The sequence below is a fragment of the Nocardia sp. NPDC058499 genome, from assembly GCF_042719915.1.
Lineage (GTDB): Bacteria > Actinomycetota > Actinomycetes > Mycobacteriales > Mycobacteriaceae > Nocardia.
In genome coordinates, this window is record NZ_JBHXMZ010000001.1 from 607,624 (window position 1) to 624,713 (window position 17,090).

The window sequence follows — 17,090 nt, forward strand, 5'->3', positions numbered from 1 at the left end:
ATATCAGGGACGTTGCGAGAAATAGCCTATCGTTCTCTCATCCCCGACCGGCGGGCGGTCAGCCGGTGATCTCCCATTCGTACACGGGCAGCTCGGCTGCGCCGGTGGTGTGCAGTGGATCGGTGAACACCACTGCCTCGGCCGCCGCACGCGATTCCGCGAGCACGATGTAGGCGCCTCCGGTGCCGTCGGTGAACGGCCCGCTTTCCTGCACCATGCCCCGGGTACGGAGATCGCCCAGGAACTGCCGGTGAGGTTCGCCGACAGCCGGGTCGTACGCGAGGGTCCGGATCGCCACAACCAGGTACTTGCGCACGTCAGTCGTCGGATTCCGGTTCGGCCGCCCGGGTCGCGGAGGCGGCGGCACGGATCTGCGGCGCCACCAGCACCACCTGGCCCAGTACCCCGTTGACGAAACCGGGGGAATCGTCGGTGGACAACTCCTTGGCCAGTTCCACCGCCTCGTCCACGGCGACGATCGGCGGGACGTCGGTGGCGTACAGCAGTTCCCATACGGCCACACGCAGAATCGCGCGGTCCACCGCGGGCAGCCGGGACAGTGTCCAGTCCTGCAGATACGACTCGATGGTGCCGTCGACCCGGTCGAGGTCCTCGGCGATACCGTCGACCAGGGTCCGGGTGTAGGCGTGCACCGGAGCCACCGCCTGATCCCGGGCCGCGAGCTCGATCCGCTCGTCGGCCAGATCGGACGGGTCGATATCGCGGGCCTCGGCCTCGAACAGCAGGTCCACCGCGCGGCGCCGGGCCTTGTGGCGGGCGCCGAGTTTCTTGTAGGCGGACTTCTTGTCCGCAGGCTGGTCGGCCACGGTCAGGAGTTGACTCGGCCCAGGTAGCTGCCGTCGCGGGTGTCGATACGGAGTTTGTCACCGGTATTGATGAACAGCGGCACCTGGACCTCGGCGCCGGTCTCCACGGTGGCCGGTTTGGTGCCACCGGTGGAGCGGTCGCCCTGCAGGCCGATATCGGTATGGGTGACCTCGAGCTCTGCAGTGACCGGCAGTTCGACGTACAGCGGCGCGCCCTCGTGCATGGCAACCTGCACGGTCATGTTCTCCAGCAGGAAGCGGGCCTGCTCACCGATGGCCGGCTCGGCGATGGGGAGCTGGTCGAAGGTTTCCCCGTCCATGAAGACGTAATCCGAACCGTCGTGGTAGAGGTAGGTCATATCCCGGCGGTCGACGGTGGCGGTTTCCACCTTCACACCGGCGTTGAAGGTTTTGTCAACGGTCTTGCCGGACAGCACGTTCTTCAGTTTGGTCCGTACGAAGGCAGGACCTTTGCCCGGCTTGACGTGCTGGAATTCGACGATCTGCTGGAGATTACCGTCGATCTTCAGCACGAGGCCGTTCTTGAAGTCGCTGGTGTCCGCCACTGTGTTCGGGTCTCCTCGGTTCTCGGGCGACCGGCGTCATCCGACGACGGTCAGGTCTTTGCTGGTGTTGGTGAGCAGTTCGGGGCCCCCTTCGCGCACCACGAGCGTGTCCTCGATCCGGACCCCGCCGCGGCCGGGAAAGTACACACCTGGTTCGACGGTCACCGCCACGCCAGACAGCAGTGTACCCGTGCCCGTTTTCGCGATGCCGGGCGCTTCGTGGATACGCAGTCCCACCCCGTGCCCCAAACCGTGGACGAACAACGAACCGTGTCCGGCGGCGGCGATCACCTCCCGGGCGGCGGCGTCCACATCGGCGCACGGGATACCGGGGCGTAACGCCTCCCGACCGGCGCGCTGCGCGGCGTACACCAGATCGTAGACCTCGCGTTGCCAGCCCGCGGGCTCGCCGAGCACGAAGGTCCGGGTCATATCGGAGTGATAGCCGCCCACCACGGCACCGAAATCGATTTTCACGAAATCGCCGGCGGCCAGCACGGCGTCGGTGGGCCGATGATGCGGAATCGCGGAATTCGATCCGGCGGCGACAATGGTCTCGAAGGCGATTCCGGCGGCCCCGCGTTCGAACATGGCCCATTCGAGATCGCGGGCGACCTGACGTTCGGTGCGCCCCGGGCGGAGTTTCCCGGTCTCCAATAGTGCGGCCAGCGCCTCGTCGCCGACCGTACAAGCCGCACGCAACAAGTCCACCTCGTATTCGTCCTTGACCATGCGCAACTGCTCGACCAGCCCGGGTGTGGCGACGAAATCGAGTCCGGTGCCGAGCTCGGCGAGACCACGATGCTGGTCGACGGTGACGATATGGCTTTCGTAGCCGAGCCGGCCGAACTGCCATTCCCCGGCCAATTCCGCGACCCGGCGGGTCACCGCGCGCGCGATCTCCGCCCTCAGGTCGGGAACCTGCTCGGCCACCTGGGTGTCGTAGCGACCGTCGGTGGCGATCACGGTGCGATCCTCCGCACCCACCCCATCCCAGGAATGCACCAGCAGCGCGGCATTGGAACCGGTGAAGCCGGTCAGGTAGCGGATGTTCACCAGATCGGTGACCAGCAGGCCGTCGATTTCGTTCTCGACCAGCAGGTTGCGCAGCAGCCCCCGCCGCGCGGCGTAATCGGGCCGTTTCTGGGGGCCGCGGCCGGAATCAGCAGACATGGGACAAAAGTACCGCCGACCCGCACGCGCGACACAGGCCCGGCCGGACCGAGCTCGGCGAACAGAATCCGGAATGTGCGGTATTCACAGTGCGCGGCGAAAGCACCTGGTTGTCCACAGATCACCGCGGAGCCGCCGTTCGGACCGGAATCCGCGGAATCGTGGACGGTGTGACGGCACTCTTCTTCCTCCTGCTGGCCGGATGGTGCGGGCTACTCGCCGGCTTCGATATCCGAAGCCGGCGCCTGCCGAATCCGCTCACCCTCACGGGCGCGCTCGGCGTGCTGGCGTACGCGGCATGGGCCGGGCAATTGGGCGCCGCGCTCCGGGGCGCGGCGCTGTTGGCACTCCCTTATCTGGTGGTGCATCTGTTGCGGCCCGCGGCGCTGGGCGCCGGCGATGTGAAACTTGCGGTGGGACTCGGCGCCGCTGCCGCTCTCGGTGGTGCGCAGACCTGGATGTGGTCGGCCCTCGCGGCGCCCCTGTTCACTGCCGCGGCCGCGATCGGTCTCCTACTCGGGCAGCGCGTCACCGCACCGACGTTCCGGAACACCCGCACGTCCGGCCGTCCACGGTTTCCGGCACGTGCGCGCTCCCCCGGCGGTCCGATCGCCGTCGTCCCACACGGGCCCTCCATGTGCGCCGCGACACTTCTGGGCCTGGCCCTGTGGTGATCACCCGGCAACCCGATACCGGCGCACGCGGCAGGCCCGATCAGCACCGCCGACCGCCTGCCCCGGGCGCTACGCCGACATGGGAAGATGGTCGGCGTGCTGCGCTGGATAACTGCCGGAGAATCCCACGGACCCGCCCTCGTCGCCCTTCTGGAAGGAATGGTCGCCGGAGTCGAGGTGACCTCGACGGAGATCTCCGCTCAGCTGGCGCGCCGCCGGCTCGGTTACGGTCGCGGCGCCCGGATGAAGTTCGAGGCCGACAAGGTCACCGTGATCGGCGGCGTCCGGCACGGGCGCACCATGGGTGGCCCGGTGGCGATCGAGATCGCCAATTCGGAATGGCCCAAATGGACCACGGTGATGTCGGCCGATCCGGTGGACGAGGCCGAACTCGCCGATCTCGCCCGCAACGCCCCGCTGACCCGGCCGCGTCCCGGCCACGCCGACTATTCGGGAATGCTGAAATACGGTTTCGACGACGCCCGTCCGGTGCTGGAACGGGCCAGCGCCCGGGAGACCGCAGCTCGGGTCGCGGCCGGCACGGTGGCGCGGGCATTCCTGCGTCAGGCGCTCGGGGTCGAGGTGATTTCGCATGTGGTCGCCATCGGTACCGCGGCGAACACCACCGGGGTGGTACCCACCGCGGCCGATCTGGCCGCAATCGACGAAAGCCCGGTGCGCGCCTCCGATACTGCAGCGGAGGCGGCCATGATCGCCGAGATCGAGGCGGCGAAGAAGGATGGCGACACCCTGGGCGGTGTCGTCGAGGTGGTCGTCGACGGGCTGCCGATCGGCTTGGGCTCGTTCACCAGCGGGGAGAACCGGCTCGATTCGCGGCTCGCGGCCGCGCTCATGGGGATTCAGGCCATCAAGGGTGTCGAGGTCGGCGACGGTTTCGAGACAGCCCGCCGCCGGGGCAGCCAGGCCCACGACGAGATGCGGCCGGGGTCCGACGGTGTGCTGCGCTCGACCAACCGCGCGGGCGGTCTCGAGGGCGGGATGACCAACGGCGAGGCCCTGCGGGTCCGGGCGGCGATGAAACCCATCTCCACCGTGCCGCGGGCGCTGTCCACCGTCGATATGGCCACCGGCGCGGAAGCTTCGGCGATCCACCAGCGCTCCGATGTCTGCGCGGTGCCGGCGGCCGGGGTTGTGGCCGAATCCATGGTCGCGCTGGTGGTGGCCCAGGCAGTGCTGGAAAAGTTCGGCGGCGATTCGATCGCCGAAACGGTGAGCAACCTCGACGGCTACGTGAAGCGGATCAGCGCTCGCCCGCATCTGAACCCGGGCGAACACGTCGCCGACCCGGCGTAATGTCCGCGCACACCGATCCGCACGGCCCGCGGGTGGTGCTGATCGGGCCGCCGGGCGCGGGTAAGACGACGATCGGCCGCAAGCTGGCCCGCGAATTGGATGTCGAACTCTACGACACCGATGCCGGTATCGAGGAGGCTGCCGGGCGCGGCATTCCCGAGATCTTCGCCGCCGACGGCGAACCCGGGTTCCGGCGTCTCGAAGAAGAGGTGGTGGGCCGGGCGCTGCGCACCGAAACGGGTGTCGTCTCCCTCGGCGGTGGCGCGGTGCTGTCCGAGAAAACCCGGGCCCTGCTGCGCGAATGCACGGTGGTATATCTGGAGATCAGTATCGCCGAGGGCCTGCGCCGCACCGGTGCCACGAACACCCGGCCGCTGCTCGGCGGTGCCGATCCGGGTACGAAATACCGGGAGCTCATGCGCATCCGGCGCCCGCTCTACCGTGAGGTCGCCTCGGTACGGGTACGCACCGACGGGCGCAGCCCGGGCCGGGTCGTCCGCGCGATCCTGGAGAAACTCGGCCTCGAACCGGTTCACCCCGAAACAACGGAAACCGGCCTCCCCGCCGACGCGGCCCCACAGCGTTCGAGCCGGTCGCGGGCACGGCGCCGCGCCCGCGCACGAGCCCGGCGGGCCGCCGCACAGCAGAAGACAACCGGATCGCCCCCCGCGAAACCCCCTGCGGCGGATACCGGAGATACCGGCGCGAAGAACGACGCGAAACGGGCGGCACCGGCCGAAGGTGAAGGTTCGGGCACGCCCGGCGCACCGGCGGGCCGCACCGAAGCCACCGATACCGGTCCGCGCACCCCCGGCCGCTCCCGGCGGGCACGGGCAAGGCGCGCGCGGGCCCGTCGACAACAACGTGAACAGGCCGAGCAGACCCAGGCCGAGCAGGAAAAGACAGGAACGGAGCAGCCCAGGTGACAGAACCGACGCGTATCGAGGTCCGCACCGCCCAGCCCTATCCGGTGATCATCGGCCGCGGTTTGCTCGGTGATCTCGTCGAGGCCGTGACCGGCTCCGGTGGGGTGCGCACCGTCGCCCTCTTCCATCAGCCGTCACTGGTCGAAACCGCCGAGGTGGTGCGCGCAACGCTGGCCGAGGCCGGGCTCGACGCGCATCGGGTCGAGATCCCCGACGCGGAGGCGGGTAAAGAACTCGCCGTCGCCGGGTTCTGCTGGGAGGTGCTGGGCCGGATCGGCCTGACCCGCAGCGATGTGGTGATCAGTCTCGGTGGCGGAGCGGCCACGGATCTCGCCGGTTTCGTCGCGGCGACCTGGATGCGCGGGGTGAAAATCGTGCATGTGCCCACCACCCTGCTGGCGATGGTGGACGCGGCGGTGGGCGGTAAGACCGGTATCAACACCGAGGCCGGGAAAAACCTGGTGGGCTGCTTCCATGAACCGTCGGCCGTCATGGTGGACCTGGTGACCCTGGAAACGGTGCCGCGCAATGAGATCGTCGCCGGGATGGCCGAGATCATCAAGGCCGGTTTCATCGCCGATCCGGTGATCCTGGACCTGATCGAACGCGATCCGGAGGCCGCGCTCGACCCGACCGGCGCGGTGCTGCCGGAACTGATCCGGCGCGCCGTCGCGGTCAAGGCGGATGTTGTGGCCGCCGATCTCGAGGAATCGTCGCTGCGGGAAATTCTCAACTACGGACACACTCTCGGCCATGCCATCGAGCGCCGGGAACGCTACCGCTGGCGCCACGGCGCGGCAGTCGCGGTGGGCCTGGTCTTCGCCGCCGAATTGGGCCGGTTGGCCGGTCGGCTCGACGATGCCACCGCCGACCGGCATCGCAGCATTCTGGAAAGCGTGGGCCTGCCCACCACCTACGATCCCGATGCCCTGCCGCAGCTCCTGGAAGGTATGCAGACCGATAAGAAGACCCGCGCCGGGGTCCTGCGGTTCGTCGTACTGGACGGCCTGGCCAAACCCGGCCGCTTGGAGGGCCCGGATCCCGCACTGCTGGCCGCCGCGTATTCGGCGGTGGCCGGAGCCGGTTCCAGTGGCGGTAGCGCAATCCTGCTCTGACAGGCTCGAGTACGCGGCGCGCTGTCGTGCCCGTCTGAACCGTGCCGGGTCGTAAGGGCTCCAGAGCAGTTGATTGCCGCGTCGGCTGATAAGCGTTGCGGCATACCGATATCGCCTCGGCGGCTGGCGTAGTGGTACCCGCGGCAGCCGGGGCGCAGAGTCCGGTGGCTGCGGCGCGCCGCCGGCCCGCATCTCGCGACCGGTACGTCGAAATACGTAACCGGTTCGCGCGCCCATGCCGATGTCCGATCGCGATGCCACGCCTAGCGTCGCCGGTATGCGGAGAATTGCGTATTCGACTGTCGGGCCCGCGCTGTTCGCGGGCCTGGCTGTGCTCGCCTTCGGCGGTATCGGGGTGGAGACGCTGATCGTCTACCCGAATGTGTTCCACGACGTGCCCGATTCACTGGCCGAGGCGAGCGAATTCTTCGACGTGGTCGGCCCCGGGGATGTTCTACCGCCGCTGGGCGCATCGACCGTCCTCGCGGCGCTGCTGGCCGTCGGTACAGCCTGGCGAGTCACCGCGGCCCGGAGATGGCTGGGCGCCGGTCTGCTCACCCTCCTCGGTGGCGAGTACTTGTTCTCGGTCCTGTATTTCTGGCCCCGCAACGAGATCATGTTCGGCGAAGGCGCTGCGGTGCACAGCGTGGAGTTTCTCCGGCAGACAGCCACCGAGTTCGAAACCGCGCACTGGTTCCGGCTGGCCATCAGCGGTGTCACGGCGGTCCTGGCGGTGATCGGCTTTCTGCGGGCCTACCGGGAGCAGGTGCGACGGGAGGTGACGGCATGATGCGCCGGCCTGTTATCGGTATGCATCCCTGGTCCGTCGTCGCGCTCGCCGGCCTCGGTGTTCCGCGGGTGGTGTTACACGATCTAGGTCTCGCGGGCCCCGTCGCGAACTCGGTACTGGTCTTCGGTCCGCTCGCCGTATGGATCGGCTGGGTGTTGTGGCGTCGAGTCCCCCCAGTGCCTGCCCTCGTAACAGTCGGTGTCGTCTACGGCATTCTGCTGGCAGTCACCCATCAACTGCTGTGGCTGGAGGCGTTCGACGGTAATCCGCCGGAACTCGGCGGGAATCTCGCCGGGCGCTTCTCTCCCGCAACGGAGCAGGTCGTCTTGCGGCTGGCGTCCGTGGGCAGCAGCATTGTCACGGGTGCGGTTCTCGGAACTGTTTCCGGAATCGTGGCCTGGGTGCTCGCCCGGATAGCCGGACGCACCGACCCGAATGCGGATGCTACCCGGCGGTGAGCCGGACACTGTATCGGCGCCGCCTCGTCGCCTATGCGGACCGAGCCGTCCGGAAGGAGATCACGGTGACCCGAGCCGCTGATCCGAAACCCGCCATATCACAGAACTCCGACATCCAGGACGCTGTGCGGGCGGGCTCACCGCCATCGGCCGGCCGGTCTACGCCGCCTCCAGGACAGGATCTTCCCGGCGACCGGCCCGCGAGGCTGGTCGATATCGTTCTGGCGATGGCTGTACTGGTCGCGGTCGGCGCAGCGATCACCGCCGATGTCGGCGGCCCTGGGGCAGTACCCGTGCCGGCGTACCTGTTCGGAGTGTTGTTCAGCGCCCTGATCCTTGCACGGCGACGTCGGCCGGTGGCCGTTCTGGTGGTCTCCGCGGTCGCACTGGTGGGCTACTACATGCTCGGCTATCCGCCGATCGGGTTGGCCCTCCCACTCGCTGCCGCACTGTTCTCCGCGGCCGAGTGTGGACGGCTGTACTGGGCGGCAGCCACCGCGACCGCCCTTCTCTTCGTCTCCACGACCGTTCGACTCCTCCACGGTGACGATCCCGGCTTCGTCCTCGGCTTCGAGTTGCCGGCTTCGGCCGCGTTGATGGCGGCGGTCATCGCGCTCGGCGACAGTATGCGGTCGCGCCGGGGGTGGCGGGCCGAACTGGCCAAACAGGCGGCGGCCGCTGCCGCGGAGCGAGAGCGAGAAGCGCGACGGCGGATCGCGCAGGAGCGGGTCCGGATCGCTCGCGACCTGCACGACCTGCTCGCGCATACTGTCTCGGTGATCGGCCTGCACACCGATGTAGCCCGGGAAGCGCTGCGTGATGATCCCGCAACCGCCGAGAAGTCGCTGGCGGCGGCGCGCGCCGCATGCCGGACCGCGGGCCGCGAACTGCGCGCGACGTTGGACGCGCTCCGTGAACCGGGTAATGACCTGGAGCGCCCGCTGTCTCCGGCTTCGGCCCGCCTGACCGAGCTCGCTGCCGCCACCCGGGCCACCGGGCTCGCTGTGGAACTCCACGGCGCGGAATCGGTCGACCAGTTGTCCGCGGTTGCCGGCGACGCGGCTTTCCGGCTGGTCCAGGAATCGCTGAGCAACGTACTCCGGCATGCTGCGGCCCGATACGCCATAGTCGAACTGGAACAGCAGCGTGACGGCATTCTGGTGCGCGTAACCGATGACGGCCGGGGCGGTACCGACCGGCCCGGCGCAGGTTGGGGCATCATCGGAATGCGTGAACGAATCGCACTGCTGGGCGGCACTCTGCGCGCGGAACCGATACATGGAGGTGGATTCGTCGTCGAAGCACAGCTTCCGGTGCGGGAACCGGCATGATTCGCGTCGCAGTGGTCGACGATCAGCATTTGATCCGAGAAGGCCTGCGCGCTTTGCTGCAACGCACCACCGATATCGAGGTCGCCGGCCTCGCCGGTACCGGTGAGGAAGGGGTTGCGCTCGTAACCCGTACCCGGCCGGATGTGGTGCTCATGGACATCCGGATGCCGGGCGGCGACGGTCTCGACGCGACCCGGCGGATCGTCGCCGACCCCGCACTGCGACACGTCCAGGTCATCGTCCTCACGACATTCGATACCGACGACAATGTCCTCGATGCCATGCGGGCCGGCGCCGCCGGATTCCTGTTGAAGGATATCGATCCCGACGAGCTGCGAACAGCGGTGCGGACGGTCGCCGCCGGGGAGGCGCTGCTCGCACCGGCTGTCACCCGCCGGGTGATGCGGGCGGCGGCGCAGGCCGCCGGGCCGAGCACGCGGGGGGTGGCGCTGCTCGAGCGACTGACCCCGCGCGAGCGTGAGGTCCTGCTCGCTGCGGGCATGGGCTGCTCCAACATCGAGATCGGTGCGGCCCTGCATATGAGCCCGGCGACGGCCCGGACTCATATCGGCCGATTACTGGACAAACTAGAGGCGCGCGGCCGCGCCGAATTGGTGGCGATCGCCTATGAGACCGGCCTCATCGTGCCCGGCAGCCGGTCGATCTCAGGCGGCTGAGCCGGCCGGGCGGAATCCGGCGGTATCGATCGTCCGGTTCTGTTCCCGGCGCGCCATCCGCCGGCCTACGGCCACGCCGACGAGTGCCGGAACGAAGATCAGCAGCACGATGAACGCGGAGGCGGCGGTCGCCTCGAAGAGCAGCCCGGCGTCACCGAGGTCGACCCGGGGAATGAAATCCAGCAGCCAGGACACGAGGCCGCAGCCGATACCACCGGCCACGGCGGCCTGCAGCCACAGAATCGTCAGGTCGGCGCCGCGTTCCGGATTCGGGTTGGCCCGCCGGTCCGCCCGGCCGTCCAGCAGCCCCCACGCGACGGCGGCACCGATCAACACCACCAGGCAGAGCAGCCGCAGCCACACCCCGAAGGTCGGGACGAACCCCATCGCGAATCCGAGGAGTACCCGCAGCACGACGGCCAGCCCACCGAGCGCCAGTGCCCGCAACAACCACGCAGTCATGCCGATCACCATAACCCCCTTCACCGCAAAGCTAGAACCGGTTACAGAATATCGGTGGCAAACGGTGACTCACCGGGCAATCAGCCCAGGTCGGACACCGCCGCTGCCATCGCCGCCCGCGGGGCCGGTTTCCCGGTGAACTGTTCGACCTGCCCGTAGGCCTGTTCGAGCAGCATGTGCAGACCACCGATCACGGTGTGACCGGCCGCTGCCACCGCTTCCGCAAGGGGTGTCGGCCACGGGTTGTACAGCGCATCGAGTACCACGGGAGCCGCCGCCACCGCACCGGCGATACCGGCAGCCGCCTGGTACGGGACGGTGCTGACCACCGCCCCGGCCGCCGCGCAGCGCCGGGCCAGCTCGGGTGCATCGAAGCCGATCACCTCGGTGTCGGCGCCGAGTTGCGCGGCGAGTTCGCGCGCACCCGCGGCCCGGCCCGCATCGCGCGCCACGATGGTCACCCGGCGGGCACCGAGTCCGGTGAGCGCCAGCAGCGCCGGACGCGCGGTCCCGCCGGCGCCGAGTACGACCGCTTCGGTCAGCCCGGTCATGCCACCGCCCCGCAATGCGCCCAGCACACCGTCCACGTCGGTACAGTCCGCCCGCCAGCCGGCCTCGGTCCGGACCAGGGTGTTGGCCGAGCCGACGAGCACCGCGCGTTCGGTGCGTTCGTTCGCGTACGCCAGCGCGGCTTCCTTGCCCGGCATGGTCACCGACAGACCGACCCATTCCGGGCCCAGCCCGTCCACCAGCCGTGGCAGCTCGGCCGCGGTGCATTCGATCCGGTCGTAGGTCCAGTCCAGCCCGAGGGCCCGATAGGCGGCCAGATGCAACTGCGGCGAGCGGGAATGGGTAATGGGGCTGCCGAGTACGGCCGCCCGCCGTGGTGTGGCGGCCGACGATGATACTTCCGCCGCCGGCCCGGGGCCGTCCGCAGTCCCGGAACTCACCGTCGATCCGGTACCCGATTCAGCGCCCACTGTCGAGAATCCCGCTTTCCAATGCCAATTCGATGTTCTGCAGATGCTCGCCGTAGCTCTCGGTGAACATCGTGGTGCCCTCTTTGTCCACCGTGACGAAGTACAGCCAGTCACCCGGCTCGGGCTTCTCCATCGCCTCCAGCGCCCCGATCGAGGGGGCGGCGATGGGGGTCGCGGGCAGGCCGGCCATGGCATAGGTGTTCCACGGGGTGGTCTGCGCGCGATCGGCGTCGGTCGTGGCGACCTCGGTCTTGTCGAGCGCGTAGTTGACCGTGGAATCGAACTGCAACGGCTGACCGATCTCGAGCCGGTTGACGATCACCCGGGCCACTTTGCTCATATCCTGGGGCAGCGCTTCGCGTTCCACCAGCGAGGCCCCGATCAGCGTTTCGTAGGGGCTCAGCCCGTTGGCGGCCCCGGATTCGAGCACCCCGGTCGCCTCGTAGCTCGCCGCGCTTTCGCTGACCAGTTTCCGCAGAATCTCCTGGGCGGAGCTGTTGGGGTCGAAATTCCAGCTGCCCGCGGCGATCAACCCCTCGAGCTGACGCCGCCGGTCGGGTACCTGCCGTACAGCGTCCATCGCCCATTCCGGCACCCCGAGGGCAGCCAGATCGCTACCGGCGCCGGCCTCCTCGAGTTGTTCGTAGGTGACGCACCGGCGTTCGGCGTCGGCACCTACACAGCTGGCGGCGGCGATCTTGGTGTAGATCCCTTCCTTGCGGGCACCGGTGTTCACATCGTGCTGATCGTGTAACTGCCGGCCCTCGGAGATGACCAGATTGCCCACCCGGGCTTCCGGCGACACCAGTGCCGCGACGGCGTCGCGGCCCGGACTCCGCTCGGGAATGGCGTAGTACCCGGGCTGTACCGAACTCATCCCCTCGTTCTGTACCGCCGCCTCGTAGAACGCGGCCGAACTGGCCACCACGCCGGCTTCCTTCATCGCCGCGGCAATTTCGGTGGCAGTATCGCCGGACGCGACGTGGACGACCACCGGTGCGCCACCCGGACCGGCGAAATCCTCCGCCGGGGTGTAGCGGTTGACGAGTTTGTACACACCGGCGCCGAGGATCAGGACGAGAACCACCGCACCGGCCACCCAGAACAGTTTCCGGCGGTGACCGCCCTGTTGTTCCCTGGCCCGGCGGGCCGCCGCCCGGCCACCGCGGCGAGGCGAAGGGCGGGCAGCGGCGCGACTGCGTGCCCGGGACCGCGGTCGCGGCTCGGGCTCGGCATCGTCGTAATCGTCCTCGTCGTCGATGTATTCGTCCTCGTCGACGTAGCGGGGAATGACCGCGGTGTCGTCGTCCTCGTAGGGGTCCCAGCCGGAATCCGGCTCATCGTCCCACTCGGGATCGTCGGCTACCGGCGTGGCGGCCGACCGGCGGGACCGCTCCCAGGCCTTGTCGTCGCGGCGGTACCGCCGCTCGGCCTCACGTTGCCGGAATCGCGCCTCCGCCTGCGCCCACCGATCCGTCATTCATCGTCTCCGAACAACGCGGTCCGTTCCGCGTCCTCGGCCGACCTCATCATCGAACTCCGTTCGTCCAACCAGCTCTGCAGGATCGAAACAGCAGCCGCCTGGTCGATCACCTGCCGCTGTCCACGTGCTCGGACACCGCTGTCCCGCAGAGCGCGTGCAGCAGACACCGTAGTCAAACGTTCGTCGGAAAGGCGGATCGGCACTTCGGGCAGCGAGTCGCGCAACTTTCCGGCGAACTCGACGGCCAGCCGTGCCGCGGTCCCGCTTTCGCCGCGGAGTGTGCGCGGCAGCCCGACGATGATCTCCACCGCCTCGTATTCCGCCGCGATCGCGGCGATCCGCGCGATATCCGCACCGGCCGGCGTTCCGCCCGTACGGCCGCCTGTGGAACCTGCGGATTTGCGGCCGGAGCGGCGACCCGGTGCGCCGGCCCGTGGCACGGTCTCCACCGGGGTGGCCAGCACACCGTCAGGGTCACTGGCCGCCACTCCGATCCGGACGCTGCCCACGTCGATACCGAGCCGCCGGCCGCGACCGGGGTCGGAATCGGGATGCGGCCGGTCGACCGGGGTGTCTGCGCCGGAACCAGCCGCCATCAGCCGGCGTGTGCGCCGATATGGTCCCGGACCGCCGCCAGGCCCGCCTCGATACCCGACGGGTCCGAACCCGCACCCTGGGCCATTTCCGGCTTCCCGCCACCGCGGCCGGAAATACTCGGCCCGAAGACACCGACCAGCGCACCGGCGGCGAAACCCAATTCCTGGGCCGCCTTGTTCACGGTTACGACGAACGGCACCTTGCCCTCGTTATTTCCGAGCAACACCACGATGGCGGGCGTGGAGCCCAACCGGCCGCGGATATCGGTGGCCAGGGTGCGCAGATCACCGGCCGCCACACCTTCCGGCGCGGCCGCCGCCACCAGCAGTACGGCACCGATCCGCTGCGCCGCATCGGCATACGAACCGGCCGAGGACAGCACCGCGGCGACCTTGGTCCGTTCGAGCTCCTTTTCGGCGACCTTCAGCCGGTCCACGAGTTGCTCCACCCGTCCCGGAACTTCGTCGGAGGGCACCTTCAGCATCGATGCGACACCGGCCAGCAGCGCCCGCTCCTTCGCCAGATGCCGATAGGAATCCAGTCCGACGAACGCCTCTACCCGGCGCACACCCGAACCGACCGACGATTCCCCGAGCAGGGTGATCGGGCCGATCTGCGAGGAATGCCCCACATGGGTGCCACCGCACAGCTCCATGGAGAACGGTCCACCCATCTCCACCACGCGCACGCGGTCGCCGTAGTTCTCGCCGAACAGGGCCAGCGCCCCCATTTCGCGAGCCTTGGGCAGATCGGTGACGAAGGTGTTCACCGGGTAGTCGGCGCCGACACCGTCATTGGATACCGCTTCGATATCGGTCTTCTGCTGTTCGGAGAGCTGACCCTGCCAGTTGAAATCGAATCGCAGATACCCGGGCTTGTTCATCGAACCGGCCTGCACCGCATTGGGGCCGAGGATCTGCCGCAGCGCGGCGTGCACCATATGGGTGCCGGAATGGCCCTGGGTGGCGCCGCGCCGCCAGGCGGGATCCACCTGCGCGAGCACCACATCGCCCTCGGTGATCTGGCCCTGGTCCACCGTGCACCGGTGCACCCAGAGCTTCTTCGCGATCTTCTGCACATCGTTGACCGTGAGCTTGGTGCCCGCGGCGGTGATCGTGCCGCGGTCGGCGATCTGACCGCCCGCTTCGGCATAGAGCGGGCTGCGGTCCAGGATCACCTCGATATCGGTGCCGGCGACCGCGGTCGGGACCCGGACGCCGTCGCCGATGAGCGCGAGCACCCGCGCCTCGGAGGTCAGCTCGTCGAATCCGGTGAACTCGGTATCACCCCGGTCGACCAGTTCCTTGTAGACCGACAGGTCGGCGTGGGCGTGCTTACGGGCGTGCGCGTCTTCCTTGGCCCGCTGCCGCTGTTCGGCCATCAGCGACCGGAAACCTGCCTCGTCGACGGACAGACCGGCTTCGGACGCCATCTCGAGCGTGAGGTCGATGGGGAACCCGTAGGTGTCGTGCAGGGTGAAGGCGTCGGATCCGGAGATCCTGCCGGTCTTACCGGCCGGGGTGGCCGCCTTGACTTCCTCGACGGTTTCGTCGAACAGCCGCGACCCGGTGGCCAGCGTCTTACGGAACGCCGTCTCCTCCCCGACCGCGACCGTTTCGATCCGCGCGAAATCGGTGGACAGTTCGGGATAGGACGGCGACATCTGTTCGCTCACCACCCGCATGAACTGGCTCATCACCGGTTGTTCGGCGCCCAGCAGCCGGGCCGAGCGCACGATCCGGCGCAGCAGCCGCCGCAGCACGTAACCGCGCCCGTCGTTGCCCGGGTTGACACCGTCGGCGATCAGCATGGCGGAGGTACGCGCATGATCGGCGATCACCCGGAAGCGCACATCGTCGGCGTGTTCGACGCCGTAGGACCGGCCGGTGAGCTCCTCGGCCTTGTCGATGATGGGGCGCAGCAGATCGGTTTCGTAAACGTTGTCGACCCCCTGGAGCAGCAGCGCGATGCGCTCGATACCCATCCCGGTGTCGATATTCTTCTTCGGCAGCACGCCGATCGGCGGATGCCCGAGCTTGGGGCTGTCCTCACCGCGGATGTCCTGCATGAAGACCAGGTTCCAGATCTCCAGGTAGCGGTCCTCGTCGGCAACCGGTCCGCCGTCGCGCCCGTATTCCGGGCCGCGGTCGTAGTAGATCTCGGAGCAGGGCCCGCCCGGACCGGGCACACCCATATCCCAGTAGTTGTCCTTGCCGTCGCGGAACTGGATCCGCTCCTCGGGGATACCGGCCACCTTGCGCCACAACTCGGCGGCCTCCGGATCGGCCTCGTAGGCGGTGACCCAGATGCGCTCCGGATCGAACCCGTAGCCGCCGTCCTCCTGGGATTTGGTGATCAGTTCCCAGGCGAAGCGGATCGCGTCTTCCTTGAAGTAATCGCCGAAGGAGAAATTTCCGGCCATCTGGAAGAAGGTGTTGTGCCGGGTGGTGACGCCGACTTCCTCGATATCACCGGTGCGCACGCATTTCTGCACACTGGTCGCGCGCGGATACGGCGGCGTCTGCTGACCGAGGAAGTACGGTTTGAACTGCACCATGCCCGCGTTCACGAACAGCAGGTTCGGGTCGTCGAGAATCAGCGATGCACTGGGCACCTCCGTATGCCCGGCACGAACGAAATGGTCCAGGAATCGCCGTCTGATCTCGTGGGTCTGCACAGATATCCAGCCTACCGGGACCGCGCACGCGATTTATCACCGAGCCGGGTTAGGCGTACCACCCCCTTTGCCACGGCTACGGCCGGTTATGCCCTGCTGCGTCCGTTCGTGGGCCGCAGACCCCGGATTATCCGGCGCAGGGTGCTCACCCGCGGGCCGACGGTCCGCTCGTTGCCGTGGTCGGTCGGGTGGTAGTAATCCACCCCGACCAGTTCGTCCGGCGGGTACTGCTGGGCGAGCACACCGTCCGGGTCGTCGTGCGGGTACCGGTAGCCCTGCGCGTTACCGAGCGCCGCGGCGCCGGAGTAGTGGCCGTCGCGCAGATGGGGCGGCACCGCGCCCGCCTTACCGGCCGCCACATCGGCCATGGCCGCGCCGATGGCCGCCACCACCGCGCCCGATTTCGGGGCCGTGGCCAGATGGATGGTGGCCTGGGCCAGCGCCAGCCGGGCTTCCGGCAAACCGACCAGCTGCACCACCTGCGCCGCGGCGGTCGCGGTCTGCAACGCGCTGGGGTCTGCCATCCCGATGTCTTCGCTGGCGTGAATCATCAGGCGCCGGGCGATGAAACGCGGGTCCTCCCCCGCGGTGAGCATCCGGGCGAGGTAGTGCAACGCGGCGTCCACATCGGAGCCGCGAATGGATTTGATGAACGCGCTGATCACGTCGTAGTGCTGGTCACCGGCCCGGTCGTAGCGGACGGCGGCCTTGTCCACGCTGGCGGCGACCAGGTCGAGGTCGATCGCGCCGTCGAGCGAGGATTCCGCGGAGGCCTCCAGGGCGGTGAGCGCGCGACGGGCATCGCCGCCGGCGATCCGGACGATATGGTCGATCGCCTCGTCGGTGACGGTGAACTGCTCATCCAGCCCGCGGGGGTCGGTGAGGGCGCGGGTGAGCACGGTGCGGATATCGTCGCCCGTCAGCGAATGCAGCTGCAGTACCAGCGACCGGGACAGCAGCGGGGGGGGGGGGGGGGGGGGGGGGGGGGGGGGGTTTTTCGCCGGCCCCCCCAACAAAAGAACGCTCCAACACCGAGTAAG

Annotated in this window: 16 protein-coding genes and 2 pseudogenes; 8 read left to right on the forward strand and 10 right to left on the reverse strand. The window is 68.5% G+C overall.

The features are described from left to right. Positions 1–58: 58 nt before the first annotated feature. The 4 genes from ACFWPH_RS02780 to ACFWPH_RS02795 are packed head-to-tail and all read right to left on the reverse strand — an operon-like array spanning position 59 to position 2,566. Positions 59–298, reverse strand: coding sequence for a YciI family protein (locus tag ACFWPH_RS02780; protein WP_378747733.1), 240 nt, complete (start codon positions 296–298; stop codon positions 59–61). A 19-nt stretch (positions 299–317) separates the two neighbouring features. Continuing rightward, entirely contained in the window at positions 318–827 is a 510-nt protein-coding gene (gene nusB / locus ACFWPH_RS02785; protein WP_378747734.1) for a transcription antitermination factor NusB, read from the reverse strand. 2 nt (positions 828–829) lie between these two features. Further along, complete coding sequence (gene efp, locus ACFWPH_RS02790) at positions 830–1,393, reverse strand: elongation factor P (RefSeq protein ID WP_378747735.1); 564 nt, start codon at positions 1,391–1,393, stop codon at positions 830–832. A 36-nt stretch (positions 1,394–1,429) separates the two neighbouring features. Further along, positions 1,430–2,566: a M24 family metallopeptidase gene (locus ACFWPH_RS02795; RefSeq protein ID WP_378747736.1), complete on the reverse strand. Its 1,137-nt coding sequence runs from the start codon at positions 2,564–2,566 to the stop codon at positions 1,430–1,432. Positions 2,567–2,736: 170 nt separating this feature from the next. On the opposite strand from ACFWPH_RS02795, the gene ACFWPH_RS02800 reads away from it, so the two are divergent. From ACFWPH_RS02800 to ACFWPH_RS02835, 8 genes and pseudogenes are all read left to right on the forward strand, one after another. Continuing rightward, positions 2,737–3,240, forward strand: a complete 504-nt coding sequence (locus ACFWPH_RS02800) for a prepilin peptidase (RefSeq protein ID WP_378747737.1) — start codon at positions 2,737–2,739, stop codon at positions 3,238–3,240. Between the two features lie 87 nt (positions 3,241–3,327). Beyond that, positions 3,328–4,554 carry a chorismate synthase gene (aroC, locus tag ACFWPH_RS02805; RefSeq protein WP_378747738.1) on the forward strand — a complete coding sequence of 409 codons (1,227 nt, stop codon included), beginning with the start codon at positions 3,328–3,330 and terminating at the stop codon, positions 4,552–4,554. Further along, a pseudogene (locus tag ACFWPH_RS02810) lies at positions 4,554–5,072 on the forward strand (shikimate kinase); the annotation flags it as partial. The gene aroC and the pseudogene ACFWPH_RS02810, both read left to right, overlap by 1 nt. 404 nt (positions 5,073–5,476) lie before the next feature. Further along, positions 5,477–6,595, forward strand: coding sequence for a 3-dehydroquinate synthase (gene aroB / locus ACFWPH_RS02815; protein ID WP_378747739.1), 1,119 nt, complete (start codon positions 5,477–5,479; stop codon positions 6,593–6,595). A 277-nt stretch (positions 6,596–6,872) separates the two neighbouring features. Next, positions 6,873–7,385: a DUF1772 domain-containing protein gene (locus ACFWPH_RS02820; protein ID WP_378747740.1), complete on the forward strand. Its 513-nt coding sequence runs from the start codon at positions 6,873–6,875 to the stop codon at positions 7,383–7,385. After that, positions 7,382–7,843, forward strand: coding sequence for a hypothetical protein (locus ACFWPH_RS02825; protein ID WP_378747741.1), 462 nt, complete (start codon positions 7,382–7,384; stop codon positions 7,841–7,843). The genes ACFWPH_RS02820 and ACFWPH_RS02825 overlap by 4 nt, the downstream gene beginning before the upstream one ends. 227 nt (positions 7,844–8,070) lie before the next feature. Beyond that, the gene (locus tag ACFWPH_RS02830; RefSeq protein ID WP_378747742.1) at positions 8,071–9,174 is read left to right on the forward strand and encodes a sensor histidine kinase; all 1,104 of its coding nucleotides are present in this window, start codon (positions 8,071–8,073) and stop codon (positions 9,172–9,174) included. After that, complete coding sequence (locus ACFWPH_RS02835) at positions 9,171–9,851, forward strand: response regulator (RefSeq protein WP_378747743.1); 681 nt, start codon at positions 9,171–9,173, stop codon at positions 9,849–9,851. Before ACFWPH_RS02830 ends, ACFWPH_RS02835 begins: the two co-directional genes overlap by 4 nt. On the opposite strand, the gene ACFWPH_RS02840 is transcribed toward ACFWPH_RS02835, so the two are convergent. The 6 genes and pseudogenes from ACFWPH_RS02840 to ACFWPH_RS02865 all read right to left on the reverse strand — a co-directional run. Further along, positions 9,840–10,313: a B-4DMT family transporter gene (locus tag ACFWPH_RS02840; protein WP_378747744.1), complete on the reverse strand. Its 474-nt coding sequence runs from the start codon at positions 10,311–10,313 to the stop codon at positions 9,840–9,842. The genes ACFWPH_RS02835 and ACFWPH_RS02840 overlap by 12 nt on opposite strands. Before the next feature lie 80 nt (positions 10,314–10,393). Continuing rightward, positions 10,394–11,263, reverse strand: coding sequence for a shikimate dehydrogenase (locus ACFWPH_RS02845; protein ID WP_378747745.1), 870 nt, complete (start codon positions 11,261–11,263; stop codon positions 10,394–10,396). A gap of 19 nt (positions 11,264–11,282) precedes the next feature. Next, a complete protein-coding gene (mltG, locus tag ACFWPH_RS02850; RefSeq protein ID WP_378747746.1) occupies positions 11,283–12,773 on the reverse strand; it encodes an endolytic transglycosylase MltG in 1,491 nt (496 codons plus the stop codon). Continuing rightward, a complete protein-coding gene (gene ruvX, locus ACFWPH_RS02855) occupies positions 12,770–13,372 on the reverse strand; it encodes a Holliday junction resolvase RuvX (protein ID WP_378747747.1) in 603 nt (200 codons plus the stop codon). The genes mltG and ruvX overlap by 4 nt, the downstream gene beginning before the upstream one ends. Next, positions 13,372–16,050 carry an alanine--tRNA ligase gene (gene alaS / locus ACFWPH_RS02860; protein ID WP_378747748.1) on the reverse strand — a complete coding sequence of 893 codons (2,679 nt, stop codon included), beginning with the start codon at positions 16,048–16,050 and terminating at the stop codon, positions 13,372–13,374. The genes ruvX and alaS overlap by 1 nt, the downstream gene beginning before the upstream one ends. Before the next feature lie 86 nt (positions 16,051–16,136). Beyond that, a pseudogene (locus ACFWPH_RS02865) lies at positions 16,137–17,090 on the reverse strand (replication-associated recombination protein A); the annotation flags it as partial.